Annotated in this window: 20 protein-coding genes; 10 read left to right on the top strand and 10 right to left on the bottom strand. The window is 62.9% G+C overall.

Features of this window, described 5'->3' with window-relative positions:
- Nucleotides 1-27: 27 nt before the first annotated feature.
- Entirely contained in the window at nt 28-942 is a 915-nt protein-coding gene (locus tag FF124_RS19750; RefSeq protein ID WP_138750201.1) for an EamA family transporter, read from the bottom strand.
- 275 nt (nt 943-1,217) lie between these two features.
- Between FF124_RS19750 and FF124_RS19745 the strand changes: the two genes are divergently transcribed.
- The 6 genes from FF124_RS19745 (at nt 1,218) to FF124_RS19720 (ending at nt 6,135) form a co-directional block, all read left to right on the top strand.
- Entirely contained in the window at nt 1,218-1,949 is a 732-nt protein-coding gene (locus FF124_RS19745; RefSeq protein ID WP_138750200.1) for a pyrimidine 5'-nucleotidase, read from the top strand.
- A gap of 89 nt (nt 1,950-2,038) precedes the next feature.
- Nucleotides 2,039-2,662 carry an EF-hand domain-containing protein gene (locus FF124_RS19740; protein WP_138750199.1) on the top strand — a complete coding sequence of 208 codons (624 nt, stop codon included), beginning with the start codon at nt 2,039-2,041 and terminating at the stop codon, nt 2,660-2,662.
- Nucleotides 2,663-2,885: 223 nt separating this feature from the next.
- Nucleotides 2,886-3,737: a 2,3,4,5-tetrahydropyridine-2,6-dicarboxylate N-succinyltransferase gene (dapD, locus tag FF124_RS19735; RefSeq protein ID WP_138750198.1), complete on the top strand. Its 852-nt coding sequence runs from the start codon at nt 2,886-2,888 to the stop codon at nt 3,735-3,737.
- 93 nt (nt 3,738-3,830) lie between these two features.
- A complete protein-coding gene (dapE, locus tag FF124_RS19730; protein WP_138750197.1) occupies nt 3,831-5,027 on the top strand; it encodes a succinyl-diaminopimelate desuccinylase in 1,197 nt (398 codons plus the stop codon).
- Nucleotides 5,011-5,595, top strand: coding sequence for a hypothetical protein (locus tag FF124_RS19725; RefSeq protein ID WP_138750196.1), 585 nt, complete (start codon nt 5,011-5,013; stop codon nt 5,593-5,595). The genes dapE and FF124_RS19725 overlap by 17 nt, the downstream gene beginning before the upstream one ends.
- A 72-nt stretch (nt 5,596-5,667) precedes the next feature.
- A complete protein-coding gene (locus FF124_RS19720) occupies nt 5,668-6,135 on the top strand; it encodes a hypothetical protein (protein WP_138750195.1) in 468 nt (155 codons plus the stop codon).
- 162 nt (nt 6,136-6,297) lie between these two features.
- Here the strand turns inward: FF124_RS19720 and arsH are convergent, their stop codons facing one another.
- From arsH to def, 5 genes are all read right to left on the bottom strand, one after another.
- Nucleotides 6,298-7,023, bottom strand: coding sequence for an arsenical resistance protein ArsH (arsH, locus tag FF124_RS19715; RefSeq protein WP_246072583.1), 726 nt, complete (start codon nt 7,021-7,023; stop codon nt 6,298-6,300).
- On the bottom strand, nt 7,020-7,439 hold the full coding sequence (gene arsC, locus FF124_RS19710) for an arsenate reductase (glutaredoxin) (protein WP_138750194.1): 420 nt from the start codon (nt 7,437-7,439) through the stop codon (nt 7,020-7,022). The genes arsH and arsC overlap by 4 nt, the downstream gene beginning before the upstream one ends.
- 76 nt (nt 7,440-7,515) lie before the next feature.
- The gene (gene truA / locus FF124_RS19705) at nt 7,516-8,262 is read right to left on the bottom strand and encodes a tRNA pseudouridine(38-40) synthase TruA (protein ID WP_138750193.1); all 747 of its coding nucleotides are present in this window, start codon (nt 8,260-8,262) and stop codon (nt 7,516-7,518) included.
- Nucleotides 8,262-9,200 carry a methionyl-tRNA formyltransferase gene (gene fmt / locus FF124_RS19700; RefSeq protein ID WP_138750192.1) on the bottom strand — a complete coding sequence of 313 codons (939 nt, stop codon included), beginning with the start codon at nt 9,198-9,200 and terminating at the stop codon, nt 8,262-8,264. Before fmt ends, truA begins: the two co-directional genes overlap by 1 nt.
- A 34-nt stretch (nt 9,201-9,234) precedes the next feature.
- Entirely contained in the window at nt 9,235-9,777 is a 543-nt protein-coding gene (gene def, locus FF124_RS19695) for a peptide deformylase (protein ID WP_210237512.1), read from the bottom strand.
- Nucleotides 9,778-9,933: 156 nt separating this feature from the next.
- Here def and FF124_RS19690 point away from each other — a divergent pair, with 156 nt between their 5' ends.
- A complete protein-coding gene (locus FF124_RS19690) occupies nt 9,934-11,130 on the top strand; it encodes a DNA recombination protein RmuC (RefSeq protein WP_138750190.1) in 1,197 nt (398 codons plus the stop codon).
- Nucleotides 11,131-11,222: 92 nt separating this feature from the next.
- Nucleotides 11,223-12,122 (top strand): ribokinase, encoded by a 900-nt coding sequence (locus tag FF124_RS19685; protein ID WP_138750189.1) that lies wholly within the window; start codon nt 11,223-11,225, stop codon nt 12,120-12,122.
- 55 nt (nt 12,123-12,177) lie between these two features.
- Here FF124_RS19685 and FF124_RS19680 read toward each other — a convergent pair whose 3' ends face one another.
- Entirely contained in the window at nt 12,178-13,119 is a 942-nt protein-coding gene (locus tag FF124_RS19680) for a nucleoside hydrolase (RefSeq protein ID WP_138750188.1), read from the bottom strand.
- A 131-nt stretch (nt 13,120-13,250) separates the two neighbouring features.
- On the opposite strand from FF124_RS19680, the gene FF124_RS19675 reads away from it, so the two are divergent.
- Both FF124_RS19675 and FF124_RS19670 read left to right on the top strand, forming a co-directional pair.
- Nucleotides 13,251-13,655, top strand: a complete 405-nt coding sequence (locus FF124_RS19675; RefSeq protein WP_138750187.1) for an Hsp20 family protein — start codon at nt 13,251-13,253, stop codon at nt 13,653-13,655.
- 89 nt (nt 13,656-13,744) lie between these two features.
- Entirely contained in the window at nt 13,745-14,002 is a 258-nt protein-coding gene (locus FF124_RS19670; protein ID WP_138750186.1) for a BQ00720 family protein, read from the top strand.
- 185 nt (nt 14,003-14,187) lie between these two features.
- On the opposite strand, the gene trmB is transcribed toward FF124_RS19670, so the two are convergent.
- From trmB to FF124_RS19655, 3 genes are all read right to left on the bottom strand, one after another.
- Nucleotides 14,188-14,886, bottom strand: a complete 699-nt coding sequence (gene trmB, locus FF124_RS19665; protein WP_138750185.1) for a tRNA (guanine(46)-N(7))-methyltransferase TrmB — start codon at nt 14,884-14,886, stop codon at nt 14,188-14,190.
- Nucleotides 14,887-14,895: 9 nt separating this feature from the next.
- Nucleotides 14,896-16,134 carry a methionine adenosyltransferase gene (metK, locus tag FF124_RS19660; protein ID WP_138750184.1) on the bottom strand — a complete coding sequence of 413 codons (1,239 nt, stop codon included), beginning with the start codon at nt 16,132-16,134 and terminating at the stop codon, nt 14,896-14,898.
- Between the two features lie 179 nt (nt 16,135-16,313).
- Nucleotides 16,314-16,727 (bottom strand): helix-turn-helix domain-containing protein, encoded by a 414-nt coding sequence (locus FF124_RS19655; RefSeq protein WP_138750183.1) that lies wholly within the window; start codon nt 16,725-16,727, stop codon nt 16,314-16,316.
- Nucleotides 16,728-16,906 lie beyond the last annotated feature (179 nt).

The following is a 16,906-nucleotide window of genomic DNA, read 5'->3' as shown; positions in this document are numbered from 1 at the left end:
CGCTCGCCGCAGACAAGTCAATCAGACCTATGCCAGAAGCAGCGTCAGCACGCCGAGGACGACGAGCGCGCAGCCAATCGCTTCGGCCCCGGTCATCTTCTCCTTGAAGACGATGACCGATGTGGCGAAGGAGAACAGCATTTCCACCTGCGCCACCGCCTTGACGATCGCCGCCTGCTGCAGGGTCATGGCGATGAACCAGCCGAAGGATGCGGTTGCGCCGACGAAACCGACGGCGAGCGCCGGCCGCCAGGCCCTTGCGACCTTCACCAGTTCGGCGCGATCGAAGGCGAGCATGTAGACAAGCATGGCAAGCGTCTGCACCGCGATGACGATAACCAGGGTGAAGGCGGCCTGCATGATCGCGTCGGAGTGCGGCAGGCTTGGCGCGAGCGCCAGAGATGCCGCGCGATAGGAAACCGCCGAAAGCCCGAACAGCGTGCCGGATGCGATGCCGACCAGCGCCGTGCGGGTCAAAAGCCCGCGAATAAGCCCGCCAAAGCCCATGTCGTTGCGTGACAGCGAGATCAGCATGACGCCGGCAATCGAGATGAGAATGGCGGCGACGGCGGCAAGAGAGATGGTGGCGCCGAAGAAGATGAAGGCGAGGATGGCCGCCTGCGCCGGCTCGGTGCGCGAATAGGCCGTTCCCACAACGAAATTGCGGAAGGAAAACAGATAGACCAGCAGGAAGGTGGCGCCGATCTGGCTGACGGCGCCGATCAGCGCCCAGAAGGCGAAGTCGGCGTTGGCCGCCGGCACCGGACGGTCGAGGCCGAAGGCCAGGAAGGCGAAATAGAGCGCGGCAAAGGGCAGGCCGAAGCCGAAACGGGTGAAGGTGGAGCCGAGCGTGGCCATGCGCCCCTTCAGGTATTTCTGAAGCGTGGAGCGCATGTTCTGCAGAAAGGCGGCGGCGAAAGTGATGCCGATCCAGAGTTCCATGGGAGTAAGACCTTGCGAGGCGGGAAACCGAAGGGGTGGAGGTCAGTTCACGCTCGCTGGAAGCCTGCCGCAGGCGGTCTTGCAGAAATTCGCGAAAAACCGGGCCGGCAGGCGCTTTCTGTCCTGCAGGATGATCGCGCCGCAAGGCGAAAAGCTGATCGGTCCGGTTTTCATGGCTTCTGCTTAGCACAGTCTCGCCCGCCCCGGAAGCAGGCCGGTCCGGTCTTGACGGAAATCAGTTCCCTTCCCGCGCCGGCTCTGCCATAAGCAGGTCCATGACCAGAACACATCCCGAAGCCGCCGATTTCGAGACGATCCGTGACTGGGTCTTCGACCTCGACAACACGCTCTACCCGCATCATGTCGACCTCTTTGCCCAGGTCGACCGCAACATGACGGCCTATGTGTCGAGCCTCCTGTCACTGCCGGAAGACGAAGCGCGCGTGCTGCAGAAGAGCTATTACCGCGACCACGGCACGACGCTTCAGGGGCTGATGATCAATCACGATATCGACCCCAACGACTTTCTCGAAAAGGCGCACGAGATCGACTATTCCGTGCTCGAGCCGAACCCGGTTCTGGGTGCGGCGATCAAGGCGCTGCCGGGACGCAAGTTCATCTTCACCAACGGCTCCGTGCCGCATGCCCAAAAAACCGCCGAGGCGCTCGGCATCCTCGACCACTTCGACGATATCTTCGACATTGTGGCGGCCGGCTTCACGCCCAAGCCCGAGGCCGATGCCTATGCGAAATTCCTCCGCCGCTCCGGGGTGGATACGGACCATGCCGCCATGTTCGAGGACCTGCCGCGCAATCTGCGGGAGCCGAAGACGCTCGGCATGAGGACCGTGCTGATCGTGCCGCCCAATCTCGAATACGGTTTCGCCGAGGCCTTCGAACGCCTGGACGATGAAACCGCCCATATCGATTACGTCACAGAGGATCTCGCCGGCTTTGTCGGCGCCGTGCTGGATGTCTTTGGTGAACGGAATATGAATTACCGATAATTCAGCTACCTTGCGGATAATTAAGTCGTCCTGACGGCGGCGCTCGCTTACCTTCGTCTTGTCATCACGGCAAAACGAGGATTTGAGCCATGACCGTCAAGCATCTCACCCTGACCGCGCTCGCAACGACACTGGCCTTCGGCGCAACCGCCATGCCGAGCATTGCGCGCGATATGCGCGGGCCCGCCCCCGTCGAACGCGGCTATATCTTCCTCTTGAAGACTGCCGACGCCGACAAGAACGGAAAGATCACCGAGGAGGAGGTCGCCGCCTTCCAGGACGGGCGCTTCGCGACGATCGACGTCAATGGCGACGGCGTGATCACGCCCGGCGAATTTGCCGATTACCGCAAGGCGAAGATCGCCGAATTCCGAAAGACCAATCCCCGCCCCGAGAGCCAAGAAAAGCGCGCCGCGATGGCCAGGGATCAAGATGACGACAGCCGCCAGGGCTATAAGCCGCGCATGGCGATGCGGGACGACGGGTCCCGCCGGATGGGCCCCGATGGCGAACGTCGCCGGAGCGAATGGAACGGCCATCATCGCGGCGACATGCAGCGCGTCTTCTTCATCCGCGCCGACAGCGATCGCAGCGGCCAGATCTCGCAGGAGGAATTCGCCGCCTTGTCGGCGAAGATGTTTGCCCGCATGGACCGCAACGGCGACATGGTGATCACCGTGGACGACCTGCCGGATCGCCCGATGCGCTGGTAGGCATCCGGCCCCCTTCTCCAGACCGTCTCCATCGGTCGCGTCCGATGCGCATCATCGGCATGCCCTCGCGTTTTCGCGGGGGCATTTGCGTTTTCGCTCATACGCCTCAAAGCCGTCGGCAAAGATTGACGCACTGGCCCGCCTCGCCTAGAGCAGAGGGACAGCCAGACGCTTGACGGATTCTTCCGCGCCGATCAGACGCGACATTGACAAGGACGACCACATGACCGACCACGCATCGCTTGAAAAAACCATCGAGACCGCATTTGAAAACCGCGCCGAAATCTCCGTTTCGACCAAGGGCGAAGTGCGCGAAGCGGTCGAGGATGCGCTCAACCTGCTGGACAGCGGTGAGGCACGCGTTGCCGAGCGCCAGGAACACGGCGCCTGGAAGGTCAACCAGTGGCTGAAGAAGGCGGTTCTCCTGTCTTTCCGCCTCAACGACATGGAAGTGGTCAAGGGCGGCCCGGGCGAAGCCACCTGGTGGGACAAGGTGCCGTCCAAATTCGAAGGCTGGGGCGACAACCAGTTCCGCGCCGCCGGTTTCCGCGCCGTGCCCAACGCCGTGGTGCGCCGCTCTGCCTATATTGCGCCCGGCGTGGTGCTGATGCCCTCCTTCGTCAATCTCGGCGCCCATGTCGATGAGGGCACGATGGTCGACACCTGGGCCACCGTCGGCTCCTGCGCCCAGATCGGCAAGAATGTCCACCTCTCCGGCGGCGTCGGCATCGGCGGCGTGCTGGAACCGATGCAGGCCGGCCCGACCATCATCGAGGACAATTGCTTTATCGGCGCGCGCTCGGAAGTGGTCGAGGGCTGCATCGTGCGCGAGGGCTCGGTTCTCGGCATGGGCGTTTATATCGGCAAGTCGACCAAGATCGTCGACCGCGCCACCGGCGAGATCACCTATGGCGAAATCCCGCCCTATTCGGTCGTCGTCGCCGGCACGCTGCCCGCCGCCAAGCCCATGGGCAACGGCGCGCCGGGACCGGGCCTCTACTGCGCCGTCATCGTCAAGCGCGTCGACGAGCGCACCCGTTCCAAGACCGGCATCAATGAGCTTCTGCGCGACTGATAGCGGCAGAAAAGGACGAAGCCCTGCCGGAAATTGCCCGGCGGTGCTTCCCAAGCCCTCGCAACGGCCGAAAAAACATCTAGATATTTCCCTATGACCGTCACCGATCCCGTTTCCGTGCTGCAAACGCTTGTCCGCTGCCCGTCCGTTACGCCGGAAGAAGGCGGGGCGTTGTCGGCGCTGGAGGTGATGCTTGCGCCGCTCGGCTTTGCGGTCGAGCGGATGACCGGCCATACGGACGGCACGCCGGATGTCGAGAACCTTTATGCCCGGCTTGGGACAACCGGCCCGCATCTGATGTTCGCCGGACACACGGATGTCGTGCCGCCCGGCAACGAGGCCTCCTGGCGCCATCCCCCCTTTGCTGCGGAAATCGCGGACGGGCTTTTGTTCGGGCGCGGAACGGTGGACATGAAGGGCGGCATCGCCTGCTTCATCGCGGCCCTTGCCCGCCTCCTCGAACAAGGCCGGACGCTGCCCGGTTCCGTCTCGCTGCTGATCACCGGCGACGAGGAGGGCCCCGGCATCAACGGCACGGAAAAGCTGCTCGAATGGGCAACGTCGCGCGGCGAACGCTGGGATGCCGCCCTCGTCGGCGAGCCCACCAATCCCGATACGCTCGGCGACATGATCAAGGTCGGTCGCCGGGGATCGCTGACGGGCAGGCTGATGGTGACCGGCACGCAGGGCCACGTCGCCTATCCGCACCTCGCCGACAACCCGCTTCGCGCCATGACGGCGATGCTGGACGCCCTGATGGGCGAGCCGCTCGACCACGGCACTGACCTCTTTCCGCCATCCAACCTGGAAGTGACCTCGGTCGATACCGGCAACACGGCCACCAATGTCATCCCCGAAAGCGCCTCGGCCACCTTCAACATCCGCTTCAACGACCTGTGGAGCGAGGAGACGCTGAAGAACGAGCTTCAAGCCCGGCTGAACCGCGCGGCCATGGACGAGCAGTTGAGGCCCGGACGCGATCCCGCCCGGTTTTCGCTCGAATGGCTGGGCCGCGTCAGCCCTGTGTTTCTCACCCGTAACGAGCGTCTTTCCGGCAGCCTTGCCGCCGCCGTCGAGGCGGTGACCGGCAGGCGGCCGAAACTTTCAACCACCGGCGGCACATCGGACGCGCGCTTCATCAAGGATTACTGCCCGGTCGTCGAGTTCGGCCTTGTCGGCCAGACCATGCACAAGGTCGACGAGCATGTGCCGGTCGCGGACCTGGAAAAGCTGACCGAAATCTACAGCCATTTCATCGAAAGGTGGTTCGCCCTTGCCGACGCCCGGTGAAATCCTGTTCTACATGCGCGGCCTGTGGCTGCTGATCAAGGGCAACCCCGCCCATACGCGCTATCTGGATTTTACCGAACGCGGGCTTGCGCGTTCGTTCTGGGCGCTTGCCTTTTCCTTCCCCTTCATGGTCGGAAGCGAGATCGTCAGCCTCTCCGTTCTCGTTCCCCAGACCATTACCGTCGGCGCCAGGGAAATCCTGAGAAGCGCGCTTGTCCAGGGGCTCGGCTGGATGGGGCCGATCGTGGTGCTCGGGCTCGTCTGCATGGTCTCCGGCATGCCCCGCTCCTTCCTGAAGATCGTGGTCGCCACGAACTGGATGAGCCTTCCGGTCAATATCTTCGCCGCGCTGTCGATCGTTTTGATCGCAACCGGCCTGCAGCCGCTTGCAAGCGTGCTGCTGCTCGTCTTCCAGGCCGTTGTGCTCGCCGCCTTTCTCGTCGAGATCCGTATCGTCTATCTGCTGATGAACGAGAAGGCACTGCCGACGGCCGCCGCCATCATCGCTTCGGCGATCACAGCGCTTCTCATCACCGATATCGGCACGCGCTATATCATGGGCGGCTGAGGCGGTTATCGCCTTGACAGGGTGTCCGGCTGCCGCAATCTTGCGTGGAACAAACTTCGGGAGGGTACGGGTATGAACACAAAGGGGCTTTTGTCTTTCGCCATGCTCGCGGTGCTGGCCGGCTGCCAAAGCGGGCCGATCGACGTGCTCTACAAGGAAGGCAGCACCCGCGCCGAGCGCCAGCAGGCCTATGACCAGTGCTTCATCCAGGCGCTCAGGGAAGTGCCGCAGAACATGGTGACCGAGGTTTCCGGCGGCTACAGCGTGCCCGGCTTCATCGACTGCAACACCGATGGCAACACAACCGTCTGCGGTGAGGTCGGCGGGTACACGACGCCCGTGTCCAGTTACAGCTACGACACCAATGAGAAGCTTCGAAACCGCGTCATCAACCGCTGCCTGACTGATAAGGGCTTTTCCACCATCGAACGGCCGATCTGCGAGAGCCGCGACGAGCGCACCGCCTATGCCCTGCTCCCGACCCAGCCGAATGCCGCCCAGATCGCCTGCGTTTCCGGACAGAGTTTCGACCCGAACTAGAAAGATGCAGGCGAAAGCCCGGCTCCGCTCGGCCTCGTCCGTCTCCGGCGTCATCCTCGGGCTTGACGGGGAGAAGGCGGTCGGGCAAGTGCACGCACACACAAAGCCGCCGGTTCGACTACCGAAATGACCACGACAGAACGGTTTGGCTTCGCCGTCGCCTCAGATCGCCCGCTGATTGACCCGTTTTGACAGTTCCGCCGCACTCTCCACCCGCTCGGAATAACGCTCGGTCAGGTAGTCGCTGCGTCCGCGCAGAAGCAGCGTGAACTTCATCAGTTCTTCCATCACATCGACCACGCGGCGATAATAGGCGGACGGCTTCATCCGGCCGGCCTCGTCGAATTCGGTGAAGGCCTTCGGCACCGAGGACTGGTTTGGAATGGTGATCATCCGCATCCAGCGTCCGAGAATGCGCAGCTGGTTGACCGTGTTAAAGCTCTGCGAGCCGCCGCAGACCTGCATCAGCGCCAGCACCCTGCCCTGGGTGGGCCGGACCGCACCCGACGACAGCGGCAGCCAGTCGATCTGCGTCTTCATCACCGAGCTCATCGCCCCGTGGCGCTCCGGCGAGCACCAGACCTGCGCTTCCGACCAGATGGACAGGCCCCTGAGCTCCTGCACCTTGGGATGATCGTCCGGCACGCTGCCGACCAGCGGCAGGCCGTGCGGATCGAAGATGCGGACATCCGCGCCATAGGCTTTCAGGAGCCTTTCCGCCTCTTCCGTCAAAAGCCGCGAATAGGAGCGCTCGCGCAGCGAGCCGTAGAGCATCAGGATGCGGGGCGCATGCAAAAAATCGTCCTCGGCAAAGAGGCGCGCGCGGTCTATCGGCCGAAACGCCTCCTGATCCAGAACCGGCATGTCGTCATCGTCGGGAAGCTTCATTCGGACTTGCCCTTGCCCGGAATGACGACCTCGCCATCTTCCTTCGAGAACCCGCCAATGTCCGGATTTTCCAGGATCTCCAGGACGGTCTCCGACGGGCGGCAGAGCTTCGTCCCCTTCGCCGTCACCACGATCGGCCGGTTGATCAGGATCGGATGCGCCATCATCATATCGATCAGCGCCTCATCGGAAAGCGCCGGATCATCGAGGCCGAGCTCGTCATAGGGCGTGCCCTTGCGGCGCAGGAGATCGCGCACCGGAATGCCCATCTCGCCGATCAGCGCGACAAGACGCGCGCGCGTCGGCGGGGTCTTCAGATATTCGATAATCTCCGGCTCCTCGCCCGACTGGCGGATCATCGCCAGGACGTTGCGCGAGGTGCCGCAATTGGGGTTGTGATAGATGGTCACCGGCATCAGGGCCTCCAATATATCCATAAATCTGGATTTATTGATACATGTGGCCGCCGGCGAATGCAACCATGCTACCCACTCAAGGATAGTCGACCTGCATGAAAAACAGCCCTTCGGGCGGTGCGACGGTTCCGCAGGCCCGCCGGTCGCGCGCTTCCAGCGCCGCCTGAACGTCCTCGTCGCTCATTTTCCCCTCGCCGACGAGTTTCAGCGTACCGGCGAAGGAGCGGATCTGGTTGTGCAGGAAGCTCTGCGCCGATGCGCGGATCTCGATGACATCGCCATCGCGGGTGACATCGAGCCGGTCCAGCGTGCGCACCGGGGACTTCGCCTGGCACTGGACCGAGCGGAAGGTGGTGAAATCATGCCGTCCGACGAGGCGCTGCGCCGCCTCGTGCATCAGCGCGTGGTCAAGTGGACGCGGCACCCACCAGGCCCGCTTGTAGTCCACCGCCAGGTGAGCGCGGCGATTGATGATGCGATAAAGATAATGACGCTTGACGGCGGAAAAGCGCGCGTCGAAATCATCGCCGACCTCGCTGACCTCGGTCACGGCAATACCGTCGCGCGCCAGGCGGAGATGGGCGTTCACCGCATTGAGCAGGGTGAACTCGCTCCAGGTCCGCTCGAGGTCGAAATGGGTGACCTGGCCAAGCGCGTGCACGCCGGAATCCGTCCGTCCCGCGCCGCGGATCGACACATCCTCGCCGGAGAAACCCTTGACGGCCTCTTCCAACGCGCCCTGAACGGAGCGGCCGGTCGCCTGGCGCTGCCAGCCGACATAGGCCGTGCCGTCATATTCGACCGTGCAGCGATAGCGCGGCATCAGAAAAGGACCGTGCCGGGCGGCAGAGCATTGCCGCGCAGAAAATCCTCCGCGTCCAGCACCTTGCCGCCGGCCTTCTGCAGCCTCGTGAGCCGGACCGCGCCCTCGCCGCAGGCAATGGTGAGCGGTTCTGCGTCCAGCACGGCGCCGACAGGCCCCTCGCCCGCGCCGATGCGGCTTTCATGCACCTTCACCCGCTCGGCGCGCTTTTCCGTCGGCATTTCGGTCCAGGCGCCGGGAAAGGGCGCAAGCCCGCGAATGTGATTATGAACCTCGGCGGCCGGTCTGGAAAAATCGATCCGGGTCTCGGCCTTCTCGATCTTCCTCGCATAGGTCACGCCGTCCTCGGCCTGTTGGACAAGCGGCAGATCGCCGCCTTCCAGCTTCGCCATGGCTTCCGCCATCAGCTTCGCGCCCTTCAGCATCAGCCGGTCGTGCAGTTCGCCCGCGGTCATATTCTCGCCGATCGAAACCTTGTTGGTGAGCGCCACCGGGCCGGTATCAAGCCCCTTGTCCATCTTCATGATCATCATGCCGGTTTCGGCGTCGCCGGCCATGATGGCGCGCTGGATTGGCGCGGCACCGCGCCAGCGCGGCAGAAGCGAGGCATGGCCGTTATAGGCGCCAAGCCGCGTGCCGCTCAAAATGGCCTCCGGCAGGATCAGCCCGTAGGCGACCACCACGGCGACATCGGCATCAAGCGCGCGAAACGCCGCGCGGTCCTCGTCCTGTCTGAAATTGACGGGCGTTCGCACTTCAAGGCCCAGAAGCTCCGCCGCCTGATGCACCGGCGACTTGACCTCGGAAAGCCCGCGCCGGCCGGCCGCGCGCGGCGGCTGGGTGTAGACGGCGACGACCTCGTGCCCGGCCTCGACGAGCGCCCGCAGGGTCGGCACGGAGAAGTCGGGCGTTCCCATGAAGATGAGCTTGAGCGCCATGATCCGTCCTTTCGCGTTTTGACCCGGCAGAGATCTACATCTTCTGCTGGCGCGACGCCTTGGTGAAGCGCTTGATTACCCGGTCGCGCTTCAGCCGCGAGAGATAGTCGATGAACAAAGCGCCGTCGAGATGGTCGATCTCGTGCTGCAGGCAGGTGGAAAGCAGGCCGTCGGCGTCGATCTCCTGTTCCTTGCCGTTAAGATCGGTATAGCGCACCTTGACGCGCGCCGGCCGTTCGACCTCGGCGAAGAATTCCGGGATCGACAGGCAGCCTTCCTCATAGACCGAGCGTTCATCGGAGGAGGTCACAATGGTCGGGTTGATGACCACGAGCGGGTTCTTCTTCCGCTCCCCTTCTTCCTCGCCCTCTTCCTCATCCCGGCTGGCGACATCGACCACCAGCATGCGACGCGGCACGCCGACCTGTATCGCGGCAAGCCCGATGCCGGGCGCCTCATACATGGTTTCCAGCATGTCGCCGGCGAGTTTCTTCAGGTCGTCGTCAATCCGCTCGACCGGTTCGGAGACCTTGCGCAGCAGAGGGTCCGGCAGAATTATCAAAGGCATCGTTGTCATGGGGCTCTGATAGCGCATGTTGGCGAAAGAGGAAACGGTTTCGTTTTGCTGAAAAGCCGGCCGATCGGGCTTTCCGGCTAAACCGATAAATGTTCTTGTTTTGATCTTTTCTTCAGATGGTTTTATGCTAGCCTCGTTTCAAGAGAGGGCCGCCTGATGGACAGACTGACGAATGCGATCGCGATGGCCGACCCGGTCATTGTTCTGGCCGGGTCGGTGGCCCTGCTGCTTGCCGCGACGATCCTCGTGCTGGCAATCAGGACCGCCTCCGGACGCCGCTCGGCCGCGCTCGAACGGGAACTGCACAATCTGGTCCGCGCCCAGACGGAGATGCAGGGGCGTATGGCGACGATGGCGGAGCTTTTCGGCAGCCGCCAGTCGGAGCTCAACGCCGCGCTCGGCTCGCGCCTCGACGGGCTGTCGCAGCGCATCGGCTCCACGCTCCACCAGCAGCACCAGACGACGCATGAGAACCTGCGGCGGCTGCAGGAACGGCTCGCCGTCATCGACGCCGCGCAGAACAATATCCAGTCGCTGGCCAAGGACGTGGTCGGCCTGCAGGCGATCCTCTCCAACAAGCAGACGCGCGGCGCTTTCGGCCAGGGGCGGATGGAGGCGATCATCGCCGACGCGCTTCCCTCCGGCACCTTCCGGTTTCAGGCAACGCTTTCCAACGGCACGCGGCCGGATTGCGTGATCGACATGCCGAACGGCGCGCCGCCGCTGATCATCGACGCGAAATTTCCGCTGGAATCGTGGAACACGATGCGCGATGCGCAAGAGGAGGACGCAAGGCGCGCCGCCGGCCAGCGCTTCCGACGCGATCTGGAAACCCATATCCGCGACATTGCCGGCAAGTACCTTCTGCCGGGCGAAACCCAGGACACGGCCTTCCTGTTCGTGCCGTCCGAATCGATCTTCGCCGATATCCACGAACATTTCGAGGCCAGCATCCAGCGCGCCCATGCCGCCCGCGTGGTCATCGTCTCGCCGACGCTTCTGCTGCTCTCCATCCAGGTGGTGCAGGCCGTCATGAAGGACCAGCGCATGCGCGAACAGGCGCATCTGATCCAGGGCGAAGTCGCCCATCTGATCGGCGATCTCGGCCGATTGAACGAACGCGTGGAGAAGCTCAACAGCCATTTCTCGCAGGCACGCCAGGATGTCGAGCAGATCAGGGTCTCCACCGGCAAGATCGCCCGGCGCGGAGAGCGGATCGGCGCGCTGGAATTCGAGACGCGCGGCGAAAGGCAGGCCGAAAGTGTGGAGCGTCCGCTTGCCCCGCATGGCGATGACGACCCGGCCTTTTCCGGCGTCGGTCGCATGAAACTGCGCGTTGTCGACGAGGACTGATTGTCATGGCCTGCTCTTCGCCATAAAACCCTCGTTGAGAGCATGGCCGGAGCATCGCGTTTGCGACGGCCCAAGCCAGAGGAGAAAGCGCCATGATCACGGTTTTCGGGTCCATCAACATGGATCTCATCGCCACCACCGAACGCCTGCCGGAACCGGGCGAAACCGTGACCGGCACGTCCTTCACCACCGCACCGGGCGGCAAGGGCGCAAACCAGACGCTCGCCGCCCGTCGCGCAGGCTCTGAGGTGGCCATGGTCGGGGCAGTCGGCAGCGACGAATTCGCCACGCCGGCAACGGCGCTTCTGGCAGAGGCCGGCGTCGACCTGTCATGTCTCAAGACCACGGACGGGCCGACCGGCACGGCGATGATCCTCGTCGGCGGCGACGGCGAAAACGTGATTGTCATCAACGCCGCCGCCAATGGCACGCTGACGGAAGACGACGCGCTGGCGGCCGTCGAGCGGATGTCGCCCGGCGACCTGCTGATGCTGCAGCTCGAGGTCCCTGCCCCCGCCATCCGCGCGGCGCTTCATGCAGCGCGCAAGAAGGGCGTAACCTCGGTCCTGAACACCGCGCCGCTGACGCCGGAAGCCGCCGAGCTCGGCGCGCTCGCCGACATCGTGATTGCCAACGAGACCGAGTTCGAACGCCTCGTCGGCGCCGAGGAACTGGGCAGCGAGGGTCGGATCGCGATGCTGAAGACCCACCACGACAAGACCGGCCAGACCATGGTGATCACCCTTGGCGGCGATGGCGTGATTGCCATGCATGAAGGCGCGTTTTTCCGGATCGACGCGCTGAAGATCGATCCGGTCGACACGGTCGGCGCCGGCGATACCTTTTGCGGTTATCTGGCGAGCGGGCTGGAACAGGGCCTCTCCTTCGAGGCCGCGGCGCACCGCGCCTCGGTCGCAGGCGCCCTTGCCTGCCTCAAGCCCGGCGCACAGCCCTCGATCCCGACGGCGGATGAGGTGAAGGCGCGGCTGTAGACGCCGCACGGCCGGCAAAGGCATGATGCCGCCCCGAAGGGCGGCGTTCTGTCCGTCAGAGCCGCGCCAAGCGTTCCGTCAGCAGGTCGAAGAAACCCGCCGCGTCGGCCTTGCCGATCACCAGCGCATTCTTCTCGCGATCTGTGACGTGCCACCAGTCGATCACCGTCTCACCCAGCGTCAGCTCGGAACCGGTCTCGATCTCGACATTGCATTCGCGGCCCGAAAAGAGTTCCGGCTTCAACAGATAGGCGGTCACCGAGGGATCATGCAGCGGGCCGCCGTCCGAGCCGTATTTTTCCACATCGAACCGCTCGTAGAAACGCAGCATCGCCGCCATCGCCTGTGCGGCCGGACGGCCGATTGCGTCGATCCGGTCGACGCGTTCCTTCAGGCAGAGCAGCTGATGTGTGACGTCGAGCGGCATCATCACGATCGGAATGCCGGCTGCGAACACGGCCTTCGCCGCTTCCGGGTCGACATAGATGTTGAATTCGGCCGACGGCGTGATGTTGCCGCCCTCGAAATAGCCGCCGCCCATCATCACGATTTCCTGGACGCGGCCGACGATATCGGGCGCTTTTTCAAAAGCCGTCGCGACATTGGTGAGCGGGCCGAGGGTGCAGAGCGTCACGGTCTTCTCCGGCTCGGCCCTCAGCGTCTCGATGATGAAATCGACCGCATGCATGTCCTGCAGCGCCATTGTCGGCTCGGCAAGTTCCGGGCCGTCAAGGCCGGTCTTGCCGTGGACATGTTCGGCGGTCACCAGCGGGCGATGCATCGGTCGGTCGCAGCCGGCGAAGACTTTCATGTCGGCCCGGCCCGAAAGCTCGCAGATGATGCGCGCATTGCGCTCCGTCAGCGCCAGCGGCACGTTGCCGGCAACGGCGGTGATCCCGAGGACATCGATCTCTTCGGGGCTCGCCAGCGCCAGCATGATCGCGGCCGCGTCATCCTGACCGGGATCGGTATCGATGATGATTTTTCGTGCGCACATTTTCTTTGTCTCTGCCTACATGAAATCCGAGATGTCCGGAATGGAGACTGGCCCGGCGCTTGTCAAGCAGGCGCAGCCTTGCCAGGTGTGCGACCATGCCCCATATCGCAGAAGAGAAACGGAGCCGCCCCATGCCGAGAATCGATCTGCGCATCAATCCGAGGATGCTGCAAAGTCGCCCCGAAGACGCCGCCTTCAAGGGCGCGTCCGGCTATCCGCCCTTCGACGTGGAGTGGTTTCCCGAAGAGCCCTCTGGCGTATTCTTGCGGATCACGCTGGCCGTCGCCGGTTTCGATGAAAGCGAACTCGACGCCGTGGCCGAGGACAATATTCTGGTCGTCAGCGGCAATCGGGAAGAGCGCGAAAGCGGCGAATACCTGTTTCGCGGCATCGCCGGCCGCCAGTTCCGCCGCCAATTCGCCCTTGCCGACGGCATGGAGGTTGTGGGCGCGACGCTCGATCGTGGTCTTCTTGCCATCGACATCGCGCGGCGTCCCCAGGAGGTACGAAAAATTAAGATTTCGGTCTCAGAATAGCCTTTGAAATCACGAGCTTCGGAACCTTGGCGCAGGTCGTTTTCGAAGCCTGTGTTCACCCATGCTCAAGACAAAGGCAGCCTGACCCCATGAAATTCCCGTCCGCGGCAACCTTCCTCGAAACCGATCAGCTCGCCGCCTTCGGCGCAGGCCGCCTCGGCTACTATCGCGCCTTCGAACGGGAAGAGGCGCTCAAGCATTTTCCCGATGCGCAAGGGGTCAAGACCGCTGAGAAGCTGTGGGCCCTGTTCGGCGCCGACGGCACGCTGCTGCTTCTGACGGAAAACCGCACCAGCATCTTCTTCAAGGCCATGGAAGAGGAACTGAAGACCGTCACGCTCCACTAGCGCATCGGCCCGAAAATCGGAATCGATTTTCGGAAAGCACGATGCGCGGCCTCAATAGGCTAGAGCTGTTCCGCCTGTCTTGGAAACGCGCAACCGTTCTATCTATTTGTTTTGACGTATTTTCGCGGACTTCAGATGTTTCCATCTGACTGCGAAATGCTCTGAGCTGAGGTCGTCCTGTCCTCTCAGATCTTCAGAAACGTCAGATAGGCGCTCGAGCGTCCCTCGCGGCGCGCCTTTGCCTCATAGCGCGTTCCCGGCCAGTTGTCGTAGGGCGTGAGCCAGTCGCCGGCCGTCTTTGCCTGCCATGAAAACCCGCCGTGCCGACGGCAGTGCAGCAATGTCCAGTTGATGTAGGAATCGATGTCCGAGGCAAAGCAAAAGCGGCCGCCCGGCTTCAGCACGCGATGAAACCGGTCGAGATTGACCTGCGAGACGAAACGGCGCTTCCAGTGCCGGCGTTTTGGCCAGGGATCGGGATAGAGCAGGTCGATCTGGTCAAGCGATGCTGCCGGCAGCCAGTCGAGAACGGCAACCGCATCATCATCATAAAGCCGCAGATTGTCCGGTTCGGCGCCTTCGACCTGGCCCAGAAGCTTGGCCACGGAATTGACGAAGGGCTCGATGCCGATAAAGCCGGTCGCCGGCTCCTCGCGCACGCGATGCAGCAGATGCTCGCCGCCGCCGAAACCGATCTCCAGGCGAAGCGTGTTTACCTCGGCGGCAAAGAGCGAGCGCAGGTCATCGGGCGACGGACCAAACGGGTCGATCGCCAGCGCCGGCAGCACCTCTTCGAGATTGCGCGCCTGCCGGTCGCGCAAGGGCTTGCCTTTTCGACGGCCGAAAAAGGCCTTCCCGGCCTCGTGTTGGGAATTCTCGCTCACGGCGGCGGATCAGCTCTTCAGGGCTTGTTTCAGCGGGCGCACAAGATCGAGCCGCTCCCAGGAGAACGAACCGTCACGGCCGGCCTTGCGGCCGAAATGGCCGTAGGCGGAAGTCTTGGCGTAGATCGGCTTGTTGAGGTTGAGGTGGCGACGGATGCCCGACGGCGAAAGGTCCATGGTCGCGCGGATCGCCTTTTCCACCTCTTCCTCCTTGATCTTGCCGGTCCCGTGCAGGTCCACATAGATCGACAGCGGCTGAGAGACGCCGATGGCGTAGGCAAGCTGGATCGTGCATTTCTCGGCAAGGTTGGCGGCGACCACATTCTTGGCGAGATAGCGCGCGGCATAGGCGGCCGAACGGTCGACCTTGGTCGTGTCCTTGCCGGAAAACGCGCCGCCGCCATGGGGCGCTGCCCCGCCATAGGTATCGACGATGATCTTGCGGCCGGTCAGCCCCGCATCGCCGTCCGGCCCGCCAATGACGAACTTGCCGGTCGGGTTGATATACCAGGCGCAGTCATCGGAGATCGGCAGCTCGCCCAGCGCTTCGCGGATATAGGGTTCCACGACGCTGCGGACTTTTTCGGAATCCCAGCTTTCATCGAGATGCTGGGTCGAAAGCACGATCGAGGTCACCTCGGCGGCCTTGCCGTGGTGGTAGCGCACCGTCACCTGGCTCTTGGCGTCCGGCCCGAGAAGCGCAACGTCGCCTTCGCCGGCCTTGCGGGCCTCGGAAAGCGTCTGAAGGATACGGTGGGCATAGTAGATCGGCGCCGGCATCAGTTCCGGCGTCTCCCGGCAGGCAAAGCCGAACATGATGCCCTGGTCGCCCGCGCCCTCGTCGCCCTGCCTGTCGGAGGCATTGTCGACCCCTTGCGCGATGTGCGCCGACTGCGCGTGCAGCAGCACGTCGATGCGCACCGTCTTCCAGTGAAAACCGTCCTGCTCGTAGCCGATATTACGGATGGCGCGGCGGGCGGCGGATTTGAAGCGCGAGGGATTGACGATTTCGTTGCCGTTCTTGTCCTTCTTCATCAGGCTTGGCGGCAACCGCACCTCGCCGGCAATGACGACCCGGTTGGTCGTCGCCAACGTCTCGCACGCGACACGGACCGACCACGGGTCGACGCCGGTCTTGACGGCCTCGCGGTAGATCAGGTCGACGATCTCATCGGAAATCCGGTCACAGACCTTGTCGGGATGTCCTTCGGACACGGACTCGCTGGTGAAGAAGTAATTGGTGCGCATCGGGATTCCCCACATAGAAATTTGCCCGAATTTGTTAGACGCTTCGCCGCAAAATGACAAGCGCACAACCATATAACTATATCTTTATATCTCCCGGATCCCCGAAAAAAGCGCGTAAAAACGGCCCGGAAGACGGCTTGGGCCAGCCTTCCGGACGGTTTGTCTGCGCGCTGAAAGCCTTACTCGGCTTCCTCGGCCAGCGACTTGACGAGGTCTACCAGTTTGCGGCGTACTTTCGCGTCCCCGATCTTGACAAAAGCGCGGTTGAGCTGGAGTCCCTCCGAGGAAGACAGAAAGTCGACCACGTAGCTGGAGCTCGACGCTTCGGCCATCCCCGACGCATTCGTCCCCTGATCGCCGGGCGCATCCTCAAAGAAGAAGGATACCGGAACGTTCAGGATCGTCGAAATGTTCTGAAGACGACTGGCACCGACGCGATTGGTGCCCTTTTCGTATTTCTGGATCTGCTGGAATGTAATTCCAAGGCTTTCACCAAGCTTTTCCTGGCTCATGCCCAACATGGTACGGCGCAACCTGATCCGACTCCCGACGTGAACGTCGATGGGGTTCGGCTTTTTTTTGTTTTCTGTCATTTTCCATCCTACTTTAACCAGCTTGACAACTGACCCCGATGCCAAAGCCTGACAGCGCTATTGCAACCATCAGAGTTGGGCGACAAAAAGCCCTAGTTGAAAACCAAGCGGTTTCACTATGCAATTTTGGGGTATTGCGGTCAATTCTGCGCCAAATATAAAACCATGGGATGAATAAA

This window comes from Martelella lutilitoris (assembly GCF_005924265.1).
Classification (GTDB): Bacteria; Pseudomonadota; Alphaproteobacteria; order Rhizobiales; family Rhizobiaceae; genus Martelella; species Martelella lutilitoris.
Note: the sequence above shows the minus strand (reverse complement) of the source record. Positions and strands in the feature narration are given on the sequence as shown.

Coding starts and splice junctions, on each gene's coding strand:
- metK (WP_138750184.1), bottom strand. CDS start 16,134: ATGCGCACCAATTACTTCTTCACCAGCGAGTCCGTGTCCGAAGGACAT.
- FF124_RS19655 (WP_138750183.1), bottom strand. CDS start 16,727: ATGACAGAAAACAAAAAAAAGCCGAACCCCATCGACGTTCACGTCGGG.
- arsH (WP_246072583.1), bottom strand. CDS start 7,023: ATGAAGCTTCCCGACGATGACGACATGCCGGTTCTGGATCAGGAGGCG.
- FF124_RS19740 (WP_138750199.1), top strand. CDS start 2,039: ATGACCGTCAAGCATCTCACCCTGACCGCGCTCGCAACGACACTGGCC.
- FF124_RS19720 (WP_138750195.1), top strand. CDS start 5,668: ATGAACACAAAGGGGCTTTTGTCTTTCGCCATGCTCGCGGTGCTGGCC.
- dapE (WP_138750197.1), top strand. CDS start 3,831: ATGACCGTCACCGATCCCGTTTCCGTGCTGCAAACGCTTGTCCGCTGC.
- FF124_RS19750 (WP_138750201.1), bottom strand. CDS start 942: ATGGAACTCTGGATCGGCATCACTTTCGCCGCCGCCTTTCTGCAGAAC.
- FF124_RS19675 (WP_138750187.1), top strand. CDS start 13,251: ATGCCGAGAATCGATCTGCGCATCAATCCGAGGATGCTGCAAAGTCGC.
- dapD (WP_138750198.1), top strand. CDS start 2,886: ATGACCGACCACGCATCGCTTGAAAAAACCATCGAGACCGCATTTGAA.
- def (WP_210237512.1), bottom strand. CDS start 9,777: ATGACAACGATGCCTTTGATAATTCTGCCGGACCCTCTGCTGCGCAAG.
- FF124_RS19745 (WP_138750200.1), top strand. CDS start 1,218: ATGACCAGAACACATCCCGAAGCCGCCGATTTCGAGACGATCCGTGAC.
- FF124_RS19680 (WP_138750188.1), bottom strand. CDS start 13,119: ATGTGCGCACGAAAAATCATCATCGATACCGATCCCGGTCAGGATGAC.
- truA (WP_138750193.1), bottom strand. CDS start 8,262: ATGCCGCGCTATCGCTGCACGGTCGAATATGACGGCACGGCCTATGTC.
- FF124_RS19690 (WP_138750190.1), top strand. CDS start 9,934: ATGGACAGACTGACGAATGCGATCGCGATGGCCGACCCGGTCATTGTT.
- fmt (WP_138750192.1), bottom strand. CDS start 9,200: ATGGCGCTCAAGCTCATCTTCATGGGAACGCCCGACTTCTCCGTGCCG.
- FF124_RS19670 (WP_138750186.1), top strand. CDS start 13,745: ATGAAATTCCCGTCCGCGGCAACCTTCCTCGAAACCGATCAGCTCGCC.
- FF124_RS19685 (WP_138750189.1), top strand. CDS start 11,223: ATGATCACGGTTTTCGGGTCCATCAACATGGATCTCATCGCCACCACC.
- arsC (WP_138750194.1), bottom strand. CDS start 7,439: ATGCCGGTGACCATCTATCACAACCCCAATTGCGGCACCTCGCGCAAC.